The sequence below is a fragment of the Acinetobacter sp. YH12136 genome (genome assembly GCF_013418545.1).
Classification (GTDB): domain Bacteria; phylum Pseudomonadota; class Gammaproteobacteria; order Pseudomonadales; family Moraxellaceae; genus Acinetobacter; species Acinetobacter towneri.
Genome location: NZ_VPBV01000031.1, coordinates 1 through 17,761, shown reverse-complemented (window position 1 = coordinate 17,761; position 17,761 = coordinate 1). Strand labels below are relative to the sequence as shown.

18 protein-coding genes are annotated in these 17,761 nt (G+C 42.1%); 10 read left to right on the top strand and 8 right to left on the bottom strand.

The features are described from left to right. Positions 1-8 precede the first annotated feature (8 nt). The 3 genes from FTU71_RS12460 to FTU71_RS12450 form a co-directional block, all read right to left on the bottom strand. A complete protein-coding gene (locus tag FTU71_RS12460; protein ID WP_004976172.1) occupies positions 9-584 on the bottom strand; it encodes a xanthine phosphoribosyltransferase in 576 nt (191 codons plus the stop codon). 128 nt (positions 585-712) lie between these two features. Then, positions 713-1,426, bottom strand: coding sequence for a DUF3108 domain-containing protein (locus FTU71_RS12455; protein WP_004976176.1), 714 nt, complete (start codon positions 1,424-1,426; stop codon positions 713-715). A 145-nt stretch (positions 1,427-1,571) separates the two neighbouring features. After that, positions 1,572-2,246 carry a hypothetical protein gene (locus tag FTU71_RS12450; RefSeq protein WP_004976182.1) on the bottom strand — a complete coding sequence of 225 codons (675 nt, stop codon included), beginning with the start codon at positions 2,244-2,246 and terminating at the stop codon, positions 1,572-1,574. 275 nt (positions 2,247-2,521) lie between these two features. Here FTU71_RS12450 and FTU71_RS12445 point away from each other — a divergent pair, with 275 nt between their 5' ends. Further along, positions 2,522-3,379: an energy transducer TonB gene (locus FTU71_RS12445; RefSeq protein WP_171062604.1), complete on the top strand. Its 858-nt coding sequence runs from the start codon at positions 2,522-2,524 to the stop codon at positions 3,377-3,379. Positions 3,380-3,591: 212 nt separating this feature from the next. On the opposite strand, the gene ybeY is transcribed toward FTU71_RS12445, so the two are convergent. The 3 genes from ybeY to miaB are packed head-to-tail and all read right to left on the bottom strand — an operon-like array spanning position 3,592 to position 6,685. Continuing rightward, positions 3,592-4,074 (bottom strand): rRNA maturation RNase YbeY, encoded by a 483-nt coding sequence (gene ybeY / locus FTU71_RS12440; protein WP_004976192.1) that lies wholly within the window; start codon positions 4,072-4,074, stop codon positions 3,592-3,594. Between the two features lie 43 nt (positions 4,075-4,117). Continuing rightward, positions 4,118-5,191, bottom strand: a complete 1,074-nt coding sequence (locus FTU71_RS12435) for a PhoH family protein (RefSeq protein WP_096901739.1) — start codon at positions 5,189-5,191, stop codon at positions 4,118-4,120. A 39-nt stretch (positions 5,192-5,230) separates the two neighbouring features. After that, positions 5,231-6,685 carry a tRNA (N6-isopentenyl adenosine(37)-C2)-methylthiotransferase MiaB gene (gene miaB / locus FTU71_RS12430; protein ID WP_004976194.1) on the bottom strand — a complete coding sequence of 485 codons (1,455 nt, stop codon included), beginning with the start codon at positions 6,683-6,685 and terminating at the stop codon, positions 5,231-5,233. Between the two features lie 358 nt (positions 6,686-7,043). On the opposite strand from miaB, the gene FTU71_RS12425 reads away from it, so the two are divergent. The 6 genes from FTU71_RS12425 to FTU71_RS12400 all read left to right on the top strand — a co-directional run bounded on the left by FTU71_RS12425 (position 7,044) and on the right by FTU71_RS12400 (position 13,219). Beyond that, the gene (locus FTU71_RS12425; RefSeq protein ID WP_179988513.1) at positions 7,044-8,930 is read left to right on the top strand and encodes a lytic transglycosylase domain-containing protein; all 1,887 of its coding nucleotides are present in this window, start codon (positions 7,044-7,046) and stop codon (positions 8,928-8,930) included. Positions 8,931-9,036: 106 nt separating this feature from the next. Further along, a complete protein-coding gene (locus FTU71_RS12420) occupies positions 9,037-9,684 on the top strand; it encodes a ribonuclease I (protein WP_179988453.1) in 648 nt (215 codons plus the stop codon). Positions 9,685-9,888: 204 nt separating this feature from the next. Further along, positions 9,889-10,875, top strand: coding sequence for a malate dehydrogenase (locus tag FTU71_RS12415; RefSeq protein ID WP_019836931.1), 987 nt, complete (start codon positions 9,889-9,891; stop codon positions 10,873-10,875). 241 nt (positions 10,876-11,116) lie between these two features. After that, positions 11,117-12,328: a YeeE/YedE family protein gene (locus FTU71_RS12410; RefSeq protein WP_131261021.1), complete on the top strand. Its 1,212-nt coding sequence runs from the start codon at positions 11,117-11,119 to the stop codon at positions 12,326-12,328. A gap of 205 nt (positions 12,329-12,533) precedes the next feature. Then, positions 12,534-12,782 (top strand): DUF2789 family protein, encoded by a 249-nt coding sequence (locus FTU71_RS12405; RefSeq protein ID WP_096901745.1) that lies wholly within the window; start codon positions 12,534-12,536, stop codon positions 12,780-12,782. 179 nt (positions 12,783-12,961) lie between these two features. Continuing rightward, entirely contained in the window at positions 12,962-13,219 is a 258-nt protein-coding gene (locus FTU71_RS12400; protein ID WP_026438086.1) for a DUF2789 family protein, read from the top strand. A gap of 62 nt (positions 13,220-13,281) precedes the next feature. On the opposite strand, the gene FTU71_RS12395 is transcribed toward FTU71_RS12400, so the two are convergent. Both FTU71_RS12395 and FTU71_RS12390 read right to left on the bottom strand, forming a co-directional pair. Continuing rightward, on the bottom strand, positions 13,282-13,809 hold the full coding sequence (locus FTU71_RS12395) for a hypothetical protein (RefSeq protein ID WP_179993551.1): 528 nt from the start codon (positions 13,807-13,809) through the stop codon (positions 13,282-13,284). Positions 13,810-13,894: 85 nt separating this feature from the next. Beyond that, positions 13,895-14,497, bottom strand: coding sequence for a 2OG-Fe(II) oxygenase (locus tag FTU71_RS12390; RefSeq protein ID WP_104853047.1), 603 nt, complete (start codon positions 14,495-14,497; stop codon positions 13,895-13,897). 116 nt (positions 14,498-14,613) lie between these two features. On the opposite strand from FTU71_RS12390, the gene FTU71_RS12385 reads away from it, so the two are divergent. From FTU71_RS12385 to FTU71_RS12375, 3 genes are read left to right on the top strand one after another with little or no spacing between them, the layout of a single operon-like run. Continuing rightward, positions 14,614-15,471, top strand: coding sequence for a 23S rRNA (adenine(2030)-N(6))-methyltransferase RlmJ (locus tag FTU71_RS12385; protein WP_026438537.1), 858 nt, complete (start codon positions 14,614-14,616; stop codon positions 15,469-15,471). 43 nt (positions 15,472-15,514) lie between these two features. Then, on the top strand, positions 15,515-16,339 hold the full coding sequence (gene pssA / locus FTU71_RS12380; RefSeq protein ID WP_179993552.1) for a CDP-diacylglycerol--serine O-phosphatidyltransferase: 825 nt from the start codon (positions 15,515-15,517) through the stop codon (positions 16,337-16,339). 40 nt (positions 16,340-16,379) lie between these two features. Continuing rightward, positions 16,380-17,462 (top strand): DUF6670 family protein, encoded by a 1,083-nt coding sequence (locus tag FTU71_RS12375; RefSeq protein ID WP_179993553.1) that lies wholly within the window; start codon positions 16,380-16,382, stop codon positions 17,460-17,462. The last annotated feature ends 299 nt before the right edge of the window (positions 17,463-17,761 follow it).

The window sequence follows — 17,761 nt, the reverse complement described above, 5'->3', positions numbered from 1 at the left end:
AATCGACCTTAATCGCGTACAAATTCAACTGTACCGTTTGCCAAAGACTTTACTCGTGCCAATGATTCAACGCGATAGCCTTTTTCAAGCAATAATTCACGACCCGGCTGGAATGACTTTTCAATCACAATCCCAATACCCACGACTTCTGCATTGGCTTGATGGATTAAATCTGCTAAACCGAGTGCAGCTTGACCATTTGCCAAAAAGTCATCAATCACCAAGACTTTGTCGCTAGCGCTAATATGTTTGTTTGAAATGGCAATCGTGCTTTCAGTTTGCTTGGTAAATGAAAATACTTTAGAGCGGTATAAATCATCTTTTAAGGTTAAAGATTGATATTTACGTGCAAAAATTACAGGTACACCAAGCTCTAAACCTGCCATCACAGCTGGTGCAATGCCAGAAGCTTCGATGGTAATAATTTTGGTGATGCCTGCATCTTTAAACAAACGCGCAAATTCTTGACCAATTTGCTGCATCATCACAGGGTCAATTTGATGGTTTAAGAAAGAGTCGACTTTTAGAACCGCTTCAGATAGAACGATACCTTCGGCTAAAATTTTCTGTTCTAGTGCATGCACGGGAGAATCCTCAAGAGCAGGTGCTTTTCAAAGCAAAAGCGTATTTTAAAAAGCACCTGAAAAAATGCAAGAACAATTTACCAAATGGTGAATAACTGCCAAGCTTTGCTCAGTAGTTATATTCTAAATTAGTTGGTCGGGCCTTTATAGCCTGTGAGTAATAATCCATAAGACTTGTCTTTGTCTTGGTGGGTAACTTTGACAGGCAAGTAGTCAAGTTTTGGTGCCAACCAGAAAATCGTATCACGGTTTGGTTTGTTGTGTTTCAGCACCACTTTAATGGTATCAAAAGTACCATAACTGGTTTTGATTTTTTCTGAACCTTGCTTAATAAAGCGACGTGATTCCACCTCTTTATTATCGGCAATATAGTAGCTCGATTTTAAACCGCCACTTTTTAAGTCTTCACGGATTTGCAGTTCCGCATTCAACTCATCCAACACGCCCGCTTTCCACGCAAAAGAACGGGTGTCGCTGTCCTTTTTGGTGTTAATGGTTTTCGCCGAAGGATTGAAGTTAATACTCATGGTGTTGTTATGCACCAAAATCTTACTGCTGCGGCTAAAGCTAGATGAGCCAATTTTGCCATTATTAAAACTAAAACGGCTAGTTTCTGTAGCAGAGGCAATCACGCCTGCTTTGGCAGCAAACACATAACTCCATTGGTTACCTGTTTGGCTTAAAGTACGTGTTGCAGAACCTAAGTTTTTACCATTGTAGTTAAATTGATAACTGGCTTGGAAAGGACTCATGGCAAATGTTTGGCTAGAGAAACCAGCCAAAAACAGTGCTGTAGACACACCGGCTGCCATACCCATTTTTTTCAATACATGATTTGCCATTGCTGAGATATTTCCTCTGTATGTAGGGAGATGCAATTTGCTTGCTTGTTGCCATTATACGCGTTGAATATGAAGAGAAAATTAGGAATTATGCGGCTTGTGTAGTTTTCCTGTATGTATTCTCTTCTAAAGTTTCAGCTTAGCTTTATTTTTGTTTCAGCGGTGTGACTTGCGTATCTGCAAGAGATTCTTCCACATCTTCTAGTCTTTCTTCAGACATTTTGCGGAACAACGCCGTTAAATTGACGTTGCCAGTGAGCACCAATTCCGCTTCACGTAATACCGCATGATTCACATGAACTTTGCTGAGTGTGTCAATGATAGAGCGGCTTTTGCCCAACCAGCGATTTAAATCTAAATGCAGCAAATCATCTTTGACTTTAATGACTTTGAGTTTTTCTAAAATCATGCCTAAAGGGTCATCATTGCGTATTTTTTGATAGTAAAATAAAGCGCACTTCACAGCGATTTTATGCAAAAAACTTGGATAACTTGCTTCAATCACCTGCGTGTCACTAATTTGTTCAAACACAATCAGCTGAGTATCTTTATTCAATTCCATCTGTACTAATTTTAAATCGACAGACAGAGTGATGTTCAAGCCGTTGTAATCTAGGGTTGCATAAAGACGTAACCAGTCGTCGTGTAAGTCTGCGTGCAGATCTTGCAACATTTTCACATTATCGGTCACAAAGCGCTGAAAAGTCGCATTTAAGAAGACCTGAGATAATGGAAATTCACGTTCATCCTCAATAAATCCTTCCGCTTTTTGGTACACTTGACGGATACGTTGAGAGATATTGGTGATCAGGGTTTGCATACGGCCGTCCAAGTCGTTCATTCATTCTTTACAGATACAAATATTTTGTCGAATTGTATTAAAAATACAGGCATAGAAGCTTGCAGTTTAGCAAAATAAGTTGCACCATTTTTAAGATTTTAAGGCTCAGTAGTCAGCTTTTTGATGAACTTCGCAGTTTTGCAGAAAAGCAAAAACTGAGCAAAGTAATATGCTCTTTAGTTTATACCGCATTTGGCGGCTTGGGGAATCAGACGTTTTGTCGGATTAATGTGATGCTAAAAAAAATTCAATTGATGCCTTCTACGCAAGATTGGTGGAAAGATCCTATTTTTGCTGCAGCGTTGCTGGTGGCTGCTGTATTGCACGCATTAATTTTGGCCGTGCAGTTTGCTGCACCGCAACAAAGCGATGCTGCGGTCAAAGAGATTGCGGTATCGGTACGCATGAGCGATGCAAAAGTTGAAGATGCAGATTTCTTAGCCCAAGCCGATCAGCAAGGTTCAGGTACGTTCCGTGAAGAACATCGCATGTCGAGTGATATGCCTGCACCCATGACTGAACAAAGTGCAGGGGAGCAGCAATTGGAAAGTTTAGAGCGTATGCAGCAACAGCGTGAATTAAACTTTGAAGAAAAAGTATTGATGACCACGCTCAGTTGGCAAAAACAGGCTGCAGAAAATCAGCGCAAAAAAGCCATGCAGGAGTTGAATAGCCAATTCCAAGCTAAGGCTGCCATGGTCGCCAGTATTGAAGCGCAATATTTACAACGCCAACAAAATTTTAGCCGTCAGCAAAAAATTAAAACCATCGATGGGATTCAGGCCAAGCAAGACAACACCGCTGGTTATATGGAAAAATTCCGTCAAAAAGTCGAATTTTATGGTAACCGTTATTACCCCGAACAAGCCAAAGCACAGAATTTGGCAGGCGAAGTACGTTTAATGGTGATTTTGAACAACAATGGTGGGATTCGTGCCATTCGTTTAATTGAAAGTTCAGGACATGCCATGCTAGATGAAGCAGCCAAAGCTTCGGTGCGTAAAGCCGCACCTTTTGGTGCATTTGATGCCAAAATGAAAGATATTTCTGAATTGCGGATTGTACGGACGTGGCGTTTTGACCCTGCTGAAGCTGAGTTTGAGGTGCGCTAGTTTTTCCCTCTCTCTGGCTCTCTCCCAAAGGGAGAGAGGACTTTGTGGACAAGTAACAAGAATCTACTCTCTGCTTTACGCAGCAATGTTCTTCTGGTATTTAGCAATCATGGGACTCTAATGAATGTTCTCCCTCCCATTGGGAGTGAGTAGTTTTAAACAAAAAAGCGAGCCTTAGCCCGCTATTTTTATGATTTTCTAAAACTTAAAATTCAATCTCTTTCCATGTATGGATTATCCAAACCCAACTTGGCAAGAATCTCAACTTCTAAAGCTTCCATTTCTTCGGCATCCTCATCTGAGGTTTCATGATCATAGCCCATAAGGTGCAGCGTGCCATGTACTAGCATGTGAGTGAAATGCGCTAATGGTGTTTTGGCTTGTTCTGCAGCTTCCTGTAAAACCACAGGAATACAAATTACCAAATCCCCAATAGGGAAGCTCGGCAAAACTTGTGCCATTTCATCGGGTAAATCGCTTGGGAAAGACAAGACGTTGGTAGATTTGTCTTTTTTGCGATATTCCAGATTGAGCTTGTGACTTTCGGCATGATCGACACAGGCAATTCCAATTTCACAATCACTTTGGGTGTCTATATGTCTTAAAGTGGTTTCGACTACTTTTTTCAGATAGGCACGTTTTAACACCAGCTCAGGCGCTTGAATGTCCTGTTGCAGGCTGAGACTTAGTTTCAAAATGAATCCTTAATACTTCAGTAGGTTGCAGAACGCACAGCCACTAGTGCTGTGCATCTGCTGCGGCATCATTTTCCGCAATTAAAGCTTCCTGACGTGCTTTGCGTTCAGCACGTGCTTCGGCACTTAAACGCTGTTGCTCACTGTCCCAGCCTTCATAGGCTTCAACAATTTTCTGAACCAGCTGGTGACGCACGACATCACGAGAATGGAAACGAGTAATATGAATTTCAGGGATTTTATCAATCACACGTAAGGCATGTGCCAGACCAGACTGCTGACCACGTGGTAAATCAACCTGAGTCACGTCACCAGTAATGACCGCACGAGAGCCAAAGCCCAAACGAGTCAGGAACATTTTCATTTGTTCAGGGGTGGTATTCTGCGCTTCATCCAAAATCACAAAAGAGTGATTTAGGGTGCGACCACGCATATATGCTAGGGGCGCAACTTCAATTACTTGACGTTCAATGAGTTTGGCCACTTTCTCAAAACCCAACATTTCATACAGGGCATCATAAAGGGGACGCAAATACGGGTCAATTTTCTGGGTTAAATCACCCGGTAAGAAGCCCAGTTTTTCACCCGCTTCAACCGCAGGGCGCACCAATAGAATCCGCTGGATTTCATTGCGTTCCAACATATCTACGGCAGAGGCAACAGCCAAATAGGTTTTACCCGTACCTGCAGGGCCAATACCAAATGAAATATCACTTTGCAAAATACGTTGCACATAACGCTTTTGGTTGGCACCGCGTGGATTAATGCGCCCTTTGCGGGTTTGCAACCAAACAGCATCCAATCCAGTATGCTCTTGCCCATCATCCGATTGTAATTCACGGTCAGTCTGACTGCCCTGAATCATCATGTGGAGCGTGTCTGCACTAATTTGTGCAGAGCTTTCCGCTTCTTCATGCAGGCGTTGCAAGAGCGTTTCGGCTCGTTCAACTGCATCAATTTCCCCATCTATAAAAAAGGCGTCACCACGATGAGAAATTTGGACGTCTAGGCGTTGTTCGATTTGTTTCAAATGTCCGTTATAAGCACCGAGCATGCTTTTTAGACGTTCCATTGAAATGCCAGGAAAAGTTACTGTACGTCGAATCGCTGCAGTCAAGAGAATTCCTTAATCTGTTATTGGACTTTAGCTCCTACATTACGCCACGTCAGGCTCAAGATTCAAGAGTTCACCGTAAACTAAATTCAAAGTTTTAATCTCGGTAATCTCAATCTCCGCAAAGCGTCCGACCCAAGCAGGGTCACCAATAAATGTTACTAAACGTGTATTGTCGGCCGTACCCACTAAAATGTTCGGGTCTTTGTCGGAAACATTTTCAATTAGGACACGTTGTACCGTCCCAAGCATGGCATCGGTCTTATCAATACTAGATTGTTTGATCCATTGCTGAACTTTGGCCAAACGCTCTTTTTTAACATCTTCAGGGGTGGTGTCTTCGAGTTCCGATGCAGGTGTTCCCGGACGTTTTGAGTAGATAAAACTATAAGAATGGTCAAAATCCATATCTTGAATAAACTGATAAGTTTCTTCAAAGTTTTGATCGGTTTCACCCGGGAAGCCAATAATAAAGTCGCTAGATAAGTGCATGTCTGGGCGTACTTTACGTAACTTGGCAATCTTGTCGATATACACATCAATGGTGTGGTTACGTTTCATGGCTTGTAACACATCATTCGAACCACTTTGCACAGGCAAGTGTAAATGCGACACCATTTGCGGTAAATCACGGTAGCATTGAATCAAATCATCATTAAATTCAAGCGGGTGTGATGTGGTGTAGCGAATTCGTCCAATGCCAGGTACTTCGGCAACCAAACGCAGTAAATCGGCAAAAGTACAAATTTTACCGTCAAAAGTTTCACCGCGATAGCCATTTACGTTTTGACCGAGCAAGCTAATTTCACGCACGCCTTTTTCGGCCAAAGTCGCAATTTCAGCTAAGACATCATCTAAAGGACGTGAAACTTCTTCACCGCGCGTGTAAGGCACTACGCAGAAAGAACAGTATTTTGAACAGCCTTCCATAATCGACACAAAAGCTTTAAACCCTTCAACACGCGGTTCAGGTAAAAAGTCGAATTTTTCGATGTCTGGGAAAGAAATATCCACCAGTTTGATTTTTTCTTTCTTTGGTTTTTCAACTTGATCGTGGTGCTGATCAAGCATTTGTGGCAAACGGTGCAAGGTTTGTGGGCCAAAAATCATATCCACATACGGTGCGCGTTTTTGAATGTTGTCGCCTTCTTGAGAAGCCACGCAACCGCCTACACCAATGACCAAATCAGGATTTTTTTCTTTAAGCTTGCGCCAACGTCCTAATTCAGAAAATACTTTTTCTTGGGCTTTTTCACGAATTGAACAGGTGTTCATGAGCAAAATATCGGCATCGGCAGGGTTGCTGGTCAGCACATAGCCGTGCGAGTCGCCCAAAAGGTCTGCCATACGGTGACTGTCATACTCATTCATCTGACACCCTTGCGTTTCGATATACAGTTTTTTAACTGAACCGTCGGCTGGGGTGTGCTGTGGCTGGGTAACAGTGTTTTCTGAGGCAGCTTGGGCACCATTCGGGATGAAGGTTTGAACCGTCATGTAGGCTCCTAAGAGATAATTCACGAGTTCGTTTATAAAAATAAACGGAATAGATAAAACAGAGGGGCGTATTTTAGCAGGAATTCAAGATAAACTGACAGCCTTTAATCCGTGCATCACATACTTGAAATGTGAAGCAAAATTGTTGGAAGATTGATTTCAAGATTAATAGTGTCTAATCATAAGGTTACATAACAGAACACAACTTGGGTTCTAGACTAATTAAACTAAGCTGAATGATTGGATGCGGATCTCGAGGCAGAAGTAAATGACTGAAGGCAAGCGAATGCTGCAAATGATGAAACATAATAATAAATTAACGAAAAAGCTTGTGCTAAGTCTGGTTTCGCTTGCCGTGATGACGGGTACGCATGCCGCAAATGAACAGTTTAATGATGCACTGCGTGCAGCCAATTCAGGTGATGTCGATTTATTGCAGCAGTATCAATATGCCATGCAAAATGATGTTTTGGGCTACTATCCTGAATACTGGGCATTGAACACCAATTTGGGCATGCAACCTGCCAGTGCAATTGTTCAGTTTGCACAGCGCCATCCACAATCAGCGATGGCAGAAAAACTCGCAGCCGATTACATCGAAGAAAAAGTGAAACAGGCCGATTTTAGCAGTGCACAACCTGTGCTTGCCTATGTGAGTAATGCTGATCAGGCCGAAAGCTGTGCCATGGCACAAGTTCGTACCCGTTCGGGTGATCCTTTGGTGGTCGCGGAATTTAAAGATGTTTGGTTGACCACGAACTCACAACCTGAATCTTGTACAGGTCTAGGTCGAATGATGCTCTCTAGTCCAATTATGACTCAGCAAGATAAACAGCAACGCTTATGGGCACAATTGCGTGCAGGGCAGTCAGGGCTCGCTTTAGCGACTGCGCAAAGTTTAGGTATGAATATCAGTTTGGCACAATTGAACAGCATTCAAGCCAATCCACTGAATTATTTGTGGTCTGCGCCTAAAGCAAGCAACGAAGACCATGCCTATCTTATTTATGCGATCGGACGTTTAGCCGATAGCGATTTAGACTCGGCACTTTCTTCACTAAAACGCAGTGCAGAAGGTGCGCCAGAATCGGTACAAAAAGCCTTGTATCGTGCTGTGGGATATATTGGCGGCACTACAGTCATGAAAAACAATTTTAAGCGTGAAGTGTTAAGTGCCTTAGACGCCAGTTATGGCTTACCTTTTAGTCCCGAAGAAGCAGAAATTTATGCCCGTCAGGCGATTCGTTTTGGCGCATGGGAAAGTGTGATTCGTGCTGTAGACAGCATGAGTGTGACTCAAAAACAGGAAGATCGTTGGCAATATTGGTTGGCACGTGCTTCAGAACAACGCAATGATGCAGCGTCGAAACGTAGTGCACAAAATATTTATAAAAAATTGGCGCAGGGTGATGATTATCACAACTTGTTGGCAAAAGATCGTCTTGGGCAAACCTACAACACGATTCCTGCGAATACGCAACCAAGTACCAATGACTTACAGCGTTTGAATCAAGATATTCACTTTAACCGTGCCTTTACTTTGCGTGAAATTAATGCACCTGCCAATTATGTCAACCGTGAATGGAACTGGGCGGTACGTCAGGCGTATTTAAGACAGGATGATGGTTTGATTTTAGCAGCGGCTAAGCGTGCAACCGATATGGGTTGGTATGATCGTGCCATTTATGCAGCAGATCGTACTGTGAATAAGCACAACTATAGTTACCGTTATGCTATGCCACATCGTAATTATGTTGTGAGCCACAGTCAAAATGCAGGTATTGACCCTGCTTGGGCTTATGGTTTGATGCGTCAAGAAAGCCGTTTTAATACTACTGCACGTTCGCATGTAGGTGCAGGTGGACTCATGCAAATTATGCCAGACACGGCACGTTTGGTTGCACGACAAATGGGTGAAACTTATAATCCTGCTGCACTCAGTGACATGAATACCAACATCCGCTACGGTACATTTTATTTGTCGACCATTCAGCGACAATTAAGCAATAGCCCTGTGCTGGCCACAGCAGGATACAACGCCGGGCCAAATCGTGCACGCCGTTGGCAGCCAGAGTTTCAGCAAATTGCGGCAGACCAATATACTGAAAGCATTCCTTTGTTGGAAACACGTGACTATGTCAAGCATGTCATGACCAATGCCACGCACTATGGTGTGCTGTTGGGGCAGGGTGGACAATCAATGAGTAGCCGTATGCAACATATTCCATCTCGGAATACACCTTAGGAAAATGTTACAAGTGATACAGTTAGATGATCATGCGTGTTGATATATAGATGCGTGAGTCATTGGGTGTATAAGAATTTAGGGGGCTGAAGCATTGAAAATGTGGATGAGTACAGTTTTACAGCCAATTCAAGTTACATTGCTCGGTTTGAGTGGTACAGCTTTGGTTTTGTGTACGCAAAATACATTTTCTGCCCCCGTGCAAGGCTATGTGATGTCCGTGCAAATGACGCCCGCCGTGTGTTTAATCGATTCGAGCAAAAGCAAAAAGCGTAAATGTTTAGAAGGTTACTCACTGAATATTGAGGGTTTATATCCCGAAGTAGCCACGCGTGAATGTAGCACCCATTCATCGGCAAAGTTACCGCCGCTACAAGCGAAGGTAGTGGCGCGAGTCATGCCTGATGAAGCTGCACGGATACAATTGTGGCAAGGTATTGGCGGCTGTGTGCCCATGAATGCCAGTCAGTATTTTCGCATGATTATTAATAATGCAGATCGGATGAACGTGCCTTCGGTATTGACAGGCCAAGACACGCAGACGGTGCAATTGTCACAACTACGGAGTTTGTTTCTCAAGTCCAATTCAGGTATGTCATCAAAAAGCGTGCATTTTCAGTGCTCTAACCATCAAGGTAAAAGTTATTTAACTGAAATCAAAATTTGTTATAACACCGCAGGACGCTATAAGCAGTGCGGTGCAGCGATTGAATCAAATTGCCCGAATCAGTTTGTCATTAAAGGTTCTTACTAGTTTGCTAGGTGACTGTAATTTCTGAATTTTAAGCTTTTTGAGAAATTTTATTCATATTTTCTATCAGACTTTTGTGGAATTTGATGCGCTTTTGCATGCATCCGCTGAATGATTGGAGTACAATCTTTCGCGTTTATGATTATTAAGATTAGATAGAACAGCTATTTAATCGCATTGACTATCCTCTCAATTGGAGATAATTACATGAAGCAACCTGTTCGCGTTGCCGTTACTGGCGCTGCTGGTCAAATTGGTTACAGCCTATTATTCCGTATCGCTAGCGGTGAAATGTTGGGTAAAGACCAACCAGTTATCCTTCAATTATTAGAAGTTCCTTTTGAGAAAGCTCAAGCTGCGCTTAAAGGCGTAATGATGGAACTTGACGACTGTGCTTTCCCATTATTGGCTGGCATGATCGGTACTGATGATCCTAAAGTGGCATTTAAAGATGCTGACTACGCGTTATTGGTTGGTTCTCGTCCACGTGGTCCTGGTATGGAGCGTGCTGACCTTCTTAAAGTAAACGGTGAAATCTTTATTGGTCAAGGTCAAGCACTTAACGAAGTTGCTAGCCGTGATGTTAAAGTTCTAGTTGTTGGTAACCCAGCGAACACGAATGCTTACATCGCAATGAAATCTGCTCCAGATCTTCCAGCGAAAAACTTCACAGCAATGTTACGTCTTGACCACAACCGCGCGTTAACTCAACTTGCTCAAAAAGCTGGCGTTGCTGTTTCTGACATCAAAACAATGACAGTTTGGGGTAACCACTCTCCAACAATGTATGCTGACTACCGTTTTGCAACTGCAAATGGAGAAAGCTTAAAAGACAAAATCAACGATGCTGAATGGAACAAAGACGTATTCCTTCCTACAGTTGGTAAGCGTGGCGCTGCGATCATCGAAGCACGTGGTTTATCTTCTGCTGCATCTGCTGCAAACGCTGCAATTGACCACATGCGTGATTGGGCGCTTGGCACAAACGGCGAATGGGTAACTATGGGTATTCCTTCTGACGGTTCTTACGGTATTCCTGAAGGCGTAATGTTCGGTTTCCCTGTAACTTGCGAAAATGGCGAATACAAAATCGTTCAAGGTCTTGAAATCGACGAGTTCAGCCGTGAGCGTATCAACTTCACGTTAAACGAACTTGAAGAAGAACGCGCAGCAATTGCTGACATGATTAAATAATTTAATCTGCTAGATTAAGTTAAAACTCCTTCGGGAGTGATGCCAGTCAACCTAAAAGTTGACTGGCATTTTTTTTGCGCTTGATTTTATCTTTGCAATTAAAAGCCTATCATCAGCTAAGCTCATATTGCTTATCAAATATCAGAATGGATAAGCGACTATAAAATAGGTCGATTGACCTGCACGGTAGGGGAAATTGCTTAGAATACGCGGGTTTCCTTTTTCAAATCTTCTCTCTGTCATGTCAGTTATTGTTGCAAGTGCCCATAGATCGAATGTTTCGGTTTGGGTGGCTTTTATCTTACTTGTTGTCGGTACTATCGGCGCCTATCAAATCGTGGGTCTAAATCAAGCACTGTTATTTTTAATTGGTGGTGCTTTGGGGATGACGTTGTATCACGCCTCTTTTGGTTTTACTTCTAGCTGGCGTGTGTTTATTAAAGAACGTCGTGGTCGTGGTTTGCGGGCTCAAATGATTATGCTGGGCTTGGCGGTGTTGTTGTTCTTTCCTGCTTTAGGTGCAGGTGAGTTGTTTGGCAATCCCGTCAAGGGCAATGTCAATCCTGTGTCGATGTCGGTCATGATTGGTGCTTTTATTTTTGGTATTGGCATGCAGTTGGGGGGTGGCTGTGCATCGGGTACGCTATACACGGTAGGCGGTGGCAGTGCGCGTATGTTGGTTACGCTATTTTTCTTCTGCTTAGGTTCACTGATTGCCACTTCGCATTTAGATTGGTGGTTTAATCTGCCGCATTTGGCGCCAATCTCGATTGTCGAAAGTTTTGGGGTGATTCCTGCACTTATTCTAAGCTTTGTTATTTTTGCTGTGATTGCTGCCGCAACCGTGTTTTTTGAAAAGAAACGTCATGGCAGTTTAGAAGTCGAGCCGCAAAGTCAGTACCATGGTTGGAAGCGTTTCCTCAAAGGTCCTTGGCCGTTAATTTGGGGTGGGCTTATTTTAACGCTGCTGAATTTTGCTACCTTGGTATTGGCTGGTCGTCCGTGGGGCGTGACTTCTGCGCTTGCAGTTTGGGCTGCAAAAGTTGCTGTTTTTGCGGGTGTAGATGTAAGCGCTTGGGATTATTGGCAGCAGTCAGGCAATGCTAAAGCATTGGCAAATTCATTGTGGCATGACATCACCTCTATGATGAATTTTGGCATTATGTTGGGTGCATTGCTTGCTGCAAGTTTGGCTGGAAAATTTGCCCCGAACTTTAATATTCCACGCCGTTCACTGGTTGCGGCTGTTATAGGTGGCTTATTACTTGGTTATGGTGCACGTTTGGCCTACGGTTGTAACATTGGCGCATACTTTAGCGGAATTGCTTCGGGCAGTGTGCATGGTTGGTTATGGCTAGTATTTGCATTTATGGGGAATGCCATTGGTGTGAAATTGCGCCCAATCTTCTTTCCAAATGAAAAGCCACAGCCTGAAAAACTAACAGGTTGCTAACTTTTAATTTAAGTAGATGAAAGCCAGTCGGTTTACATTGACTGGCTTTTTTGTTGCCTGTCATCGTGTTAAGAATATTGAGTGGGATGCTTTAGGTATATCGCATCGTACAAAAAATAACATGCTGCAACTCGGCTGCTGCTGAATTGTGGCTCAAAGCAGGTTAAGGTCATTAAAAGTACAAGACGAATCAAAGGAGGATGCCATGTTTGACCAACAACCGACTTTAGAACTGTTATTTCAACAATTGGGTCTGGATGCAGACGATGCAGCAATTGATCAATTTATTCGTGAGCATCAATTACCTGCAGAAACCAAATTACACTGTGCCGAGTTTTGGACGGAAGGGCAGCGCCAATTTTTGCAAAGCCATTGGAAAAAAGATGATGATTGGGCCATTGTGATTGAAACCTTAAATGAGCAATTACATAGTGATCAACATCCGAGTGTTTAATCGGTATTTAAGTTAAAAGTTTTTAAGTTAAATCAAATACTTTTCATCTAAAAAGCGCCAGTAAACTGCGTGCTCACAAAAAGATACAACAAACCCAGTCGGAAGACTGGGTTTTTTATACAAAGTGTTATAAGTTGGTTGAATAAGGAATTACAACGAAACTAATAAAAGGGGGCAAGGTGCTCATGCAAAATACTCCATCATTAGCCATGTTATTCAGCCAACTCGGTTTAGCCAGCAGCCCTGCAGCCATTGAACTGTATGTACGTACGCATCAATTACCTGCACATATTAATTTACATGAAGCGCCGTTTTGGAATAAATCACAACGTGAATTTTTAATCAGTCATTTGGTACAAGACGATGATTGGGCCATTTGGATTGATGAACTCAATCAACAATTGCATTTAGATGCTTATCGTTTACAAGCTGTTTAGGTTTAAGTCATCGTCATATTTAATATGTTTTCATTAAAAACGCCTCAGAACGAGGCGTTTTTTTAATGCATTCTGCTTTTGAGAATTTGTTTAAACCAGACTTCGGTTTGATAGGCGTTAAAGGCAGGGTGAATTTGTAAGAGTTCCAAATCAAATTCGGCAGTTTTACTGTACTTGCCTAACCAGTGGCGACACAGTGCACTTTCATTTTTACTGGCGCTGGCATAAGCCAAGAAAAAGAAAATATCTCCATGTACATAATGAGTCATGGCTTTTAAAATTTGTTGGGTAATTAAGGCGTATTTTGCATCGCGGGTCAGCTCAAAATACATCATATAGGCTTTGGCCAAATGCAAAGACAAATTGATATATAACGTCACTGGCATTTCTTCAAATTCAACCCGACCTTGTTCTAACAGCACAATGGCTTCTTGCAAAAAGTAAATCTGTTCTTGGCGTAACTCGCTCAAACTCACCAATTGTAAGCGTAAATCGGCACGTTCTAATGCCAATTCAGGCGTATTACCTTGTAAAAAAAGTTGGTCGGTTTCCCCAATACGTTGAATAAGCTGTTGAGTCGAGTTGCGCATGGGTGAATTCCTGATAGCAATATTTGCTCTACATCGGGGCAAATTTACAGTTTTAAAGCCAATAATTTAAAAAAGCGGTCTATCTTTACCAAAGTTGGTTGCCGCTGCGTAGCCATGCAGTAATAGAAAGTCGTTGCTGTGTCGCAGGCAAAACTTCATGCAATAAATCACTTTGGAAAATTGCAATCCGATTTGGGCGTGGTTCTATAATTTGCCATGCTCCATGTTTGTCTTGTAAACGTAGTTGTCCACCCCAATCTGTCTGCCATTCAGGGTGTAAATAATAGACAGCAGAAATCACCCGATCATTTTTTTGTTGTGGGTTATCGCGGTGCAAGGCATAAAAAGAACCTGCTTGGTAGCTGGCAAAATGCGCTTCGACCTCACGAATCCCTAAATAAAATGCCTGATTGAATTGTTCGGCCAAAGTCAAAAGGGTTTGGGTATGTTGTTGTGCAATGCTTAAATTTTCGTGAATCCATAAAATATGATCACTGCGAATTTTGCTGACCACACCATTTTGAATGGCTGCTTCACGAAATTGATCTAAATTTTGACTACACTCTGCGAGAACTTGTTGTTGATATTCAGGTGAATAGGCATCATCCAACATGGCAAAACCATGCAAATCTAAATCTTCAAGAATTTGATCAATATTCCAAGATTTTGGAAGCAGTGTGGCGTCCATAAAATAGATACTCAGACAAAATGCAAGACAAGCTGATTATTTTAGAGGAATACAAGCTCCTGAATGAAACTTTTTTTCATGCTAAAATGTCGGTTGATTTTAGGAATGAACCAAACATGAATTATCGTCACCATTTCCATGCGGGCAACTTTGCCGATGTCATGAAGCATGTTTTATTGCTGCAAATTCTGACACGTTTAAATGCCAAAGATAAACCTTATCGCTATGTCGATACACATGGCGGTGCGGGTAAATATGACTTATCTTTAGCACCTGCACAAAAATCGGGCGAATTTTTAAATGGTATTCATCGTTTAGTGAAACTAGATGATTCAATCAAACGTCAGGCACCAGAAGGCGTACAGCAGTATTTAAAACTGGTTGAAGCAATGCGTGAAACGGATGGGCAAGGTGCATATCCCGGTTCGCCATGGTTTGCTTTACAAGGTATGCGTGACATCGACAAAGCAACTATTTTTGAAATGCAGCGCGATGTATTCCAGCAATTGCGTCATAACATTCGTGACAAACGCGCAGGTTTACATGAGCGTGATGCTTACGAAGGTTTATTGGGCGTCATTCCACCAAAAGAAAAACGCGGTTTGGTGATGATTGATCCACCGTATGAATTGGAACGTAAAGATTTCCCTCAGTTGGTTGAATTATTGGCAGCTGCACATAAAAAATGGCCAACAGGCGTATTTGCGGTGTGGTATCCAATTAAAGACCGCGCCATGATTGAACGTTTTGAAAAGAAAATGTTTAAAACAGGTATTCGCCGTCAACTCATTTGTGAAATTTGTGTGTGGCCTGACGATACTCCTGTGGGCTTAAACGGTTGTGGTTTATTGGTGATTAATCCACCATGGAAATTCTCTGAAGATGCAGATGAAGCCCTGCAATGGTTGTTCCCGCACTTGCGTATGCAAGAACATGGTGGACATGCTGCAGTGCGTTGGTTAGTTGGCGAATAAAAAATTTAAATAGACGTTCAGGTTACAGTTAGGACACAAAATAATGACAAACACATCCAAACCCGAAGGAGAGTATAGTTCCCGTGATCTTGAGCATGACGGAATTACATTTGAAGTGGTGGAAGAAGAACATACCCGTGAAGGGCAAAAGGTGAAACGTCGTGGTATCTATCTGTGGCCAAACCTGATTACCACGGCAGCCTTGCTGTCGGGTTTTTACTCCATTATTGCCAGTATGAATGGCGAATTTAGCCAAGCGATTTATGCCATTTTTCTAGCAGCATTGTTTGATGGTTTAGATGGTCGTGTGGCACGTGCGATTGGTGCGCAAAGTCCATTTGGCGAACAGTTTGATTCATTATCCGATATGCTCGCCTTTGGTGTTGCACCTGCGATTTTGATGTATAGCTGGAGTTTGCATGATTTAGGTCGTATCGGCTTGGCGGCTTGCTTTGTTTATGCGGCTTGTGCCGCATTCCGTTTGGCGCGTTTTAATGTGCAAATTGGTGTGGTCGATAAACGCTACTTTATTGGTGTTGCAAGTCCTTTGGCTGCGCTGATTATCGTGTCGCTGGTTTGGGTAGGACGGGATTTTCCTGAACTGTATGATATTCGTGAAATTGGTCTACAAATCCTCAATGCTGTGATTATTATTGCAGTAGGATTGTTGATGATTTCCAATATTAAATATTATTCATTTAAAACCTTTGATCGTAAGCGTGTGCCGTTTTTTGTATTGCCAATCGCAGTATTTATCCTTGCAGCCATGACTTATAATATTCCTGTTGGAATTTTAGTGATTTCAATTATTTATGCACTTTCAGGTTTTGTGACCACTTTTATGGCAAGAAAAAATGCAGTGAGTTAATTAAGCTTTCATAAAAGCATCAACTCACAAGGAGTTTGATATGCAGCTGTTTCAAGATTTTCTCGATCGTTCCAAACAACTCAATCAAACTCCTGCGGCAACCGCCAAACTGCCTTATCACGCCCCAAAACATCATTATAAATTTATCTATCAGGGCTTAATTCTTCCTAATTTGCCTGCACCCTTACATTATCTCAACTTTATTGGTTTATTGGGCAGCCTAAATACCGCAATGCTGCGCCCTGAAAATATGATTACAACCTCAGCTTTAGACACAGCCAGTATTCTTTGTAGTAGCAGCCCACACATGGTGGGGCAGTCCAATCATTATTCAATACAACATGATTGCGTATTTACTGCAGAGTATTTTCAGTTTGCCAATAAAGAGCGCATTACTGGACACTTTCCGCAATTTCATATTCAACGTGAAGATAGCGAACTTAGCTTTGATTTAAAGATCACCACAAGCTCTACAATTTCATATTTCACTAAATTGCGAATGAATTTGGCAGAACATTGGTCTTTGCTGTGTCAGTGTCAGGGAAGTGTACGCTATAAAGATCAGCATTTTCAGATTGAGCAATTGGGTAGTTTTGAGTTTGCCCGCTCAATCCAGTTTCCTTATTTCGCTGTGGCATTTTTTTGCTATCAAGTGATTAATCTGAATCATCAGCAACAAATGATATTGCTACAAAGTCGTGATGTGTTGAATCGAATTTTGCAATCTCGAATCTATCTGCGAAATGCGAACACGGAGCAAACTCGGGTATTTGATGGGCAAGTACAATTTAATATTCAACGGGTTTATCCAAAAGTAAAAACGCCAACAGGTCAGTGTATGTATTTGCCACGTGAGTTTGAATGGCGTTATCAAGATGAAGATGGCACCTCAATTCATTTACAGGCGCAGAGTCGTGGTGATTTTAAATTTGGGGCTGCAGCAGGTTATGTCGGAAGTTTTCAATATCAGTTGGCTATAAATGGAGATCAACAACAAGGAGAAGGAGGCTATTGTGAATATATCGACTGCCGCGCATTGAAATGGCAGGAACATGATCAGCCAGAAAAAATGCCAGATGTAGTTATGAATCCTGAACCTTTTATGATCAAGAAAAAGAAATAAACAGTATTTTGTGGAAAAGTGAAGTATTTTGCCGAATAAATAACCGTTCGGACTAAAAAACTCATAAAACTTAAAAAGAGGGGTTGCAAGGCGAAATATTTCACCTATAATGCACATCCATCGGCGGTGATGAAGATTAAAACTTCTGATAAAACAATGACTTGGTTGAGAATGATTGAGTTGGGTTTTAGAAAGAAAGTTTAAAATAATTTAAATTACCAGTTGACACTTTAGAAATAAAGCGTAATATAGCCGACCTAGCTTGATGCTGACGAAGCATCGAGAAGATCATTAAGAGA

Coding starts and splice junctions, on each gene's coding strand:
- FTU71_RS12455 (WP_004976176.1), bottom strand. CDS start 1,426: ATGGCAAATCATGTATTGAAAAAAATGGGTATGGCAGCCGGTGTGTCT.
- FTU71_RS12450 (WP_004976182.1), bottom strand. CDS start 2,246: ATGCAAACCCTGATCACCAATATCTCTCAACGTATCCGTCAAGTGTAC.
- FTU71_RS12445 (WP_171062604.1), top strand. CDS start 2,522: ATGCCTTCTACGCAAGATTGGTGGAAAGATCCTATTTTTGCTGCAGCG.
- miaB (WP_004976194.1), bottom strand. CDS start 6,685: ATGACGGTTCAAACCTTCATCCCGAATGGTGCCCAAGCTGCCTCAGAA.
- FTU71_RS12425 (WP_179988513.1), top strand. CDS start 7,044: ATGACGGGTACGCATGCCGCAAATGAACAGTTTAATGATGCACTGCGT.
- FTU71_RS12420 (WP_179988453.1), top strand. CDS start 9,037: ATGAGTACAGTTTTACAGCCAATTCAAGTTACATTGCTCGGTTTGAGT.
- FTU71_RS12415 (WP_019836931.1), top strand. CDS start 9,889: ATGAAGCAACCTGTTCGCGTTGCCGTTACTGGCGCTGCTGGTCAAATT.
- FTU71_RS12410 (WP_131261021.1), top strand. CDS start 11,117: ATGTCAGTTATTGTTGCAAGTGCCCATAGATCGAATGTTTCGGTTTGG.
- FTU71_RS12405 (WP_096901745.1), top strand. CDS start 12,534: ATGTTTGACCAACAACCGACTTTAGAACTGTTATTTCAACAATTGGGT.
- FTU71_RS12395 (WP_179993551.1), bottom strand. CDS start 13,809: ATGCGCAACTCGACTCAACAGCTTATTCAACGTATTGGGGAAACCGAC.
- FTU71_RS12390 (WP_104853047.1), bottom strand. CDS start 14,497: ATGGACGCCACACTGCTTCCAAAATCTTGGAATATTGATCAAATTCTT.
- FTU71_RS12385 (WP_026438537.1), top strand. CDS start 14,614: ATGAATTATCGTCACCATTTCCATGCGGGCAACTTTGCCGATGTCATG.
- pssA (WP_179993552.1), top strand. CDS start 15,515: ATGACAAACACATCCAAACCCGAAGGAGAGTATAGTTCCCGTGATCTT.
- FTU71_RS12375 (WP_179993553.1), top strand. CDS start 16,380: ATGCAGCTGTTTCAAGATTTTCTCGATCGTTCCAAACAACTCAATCAA.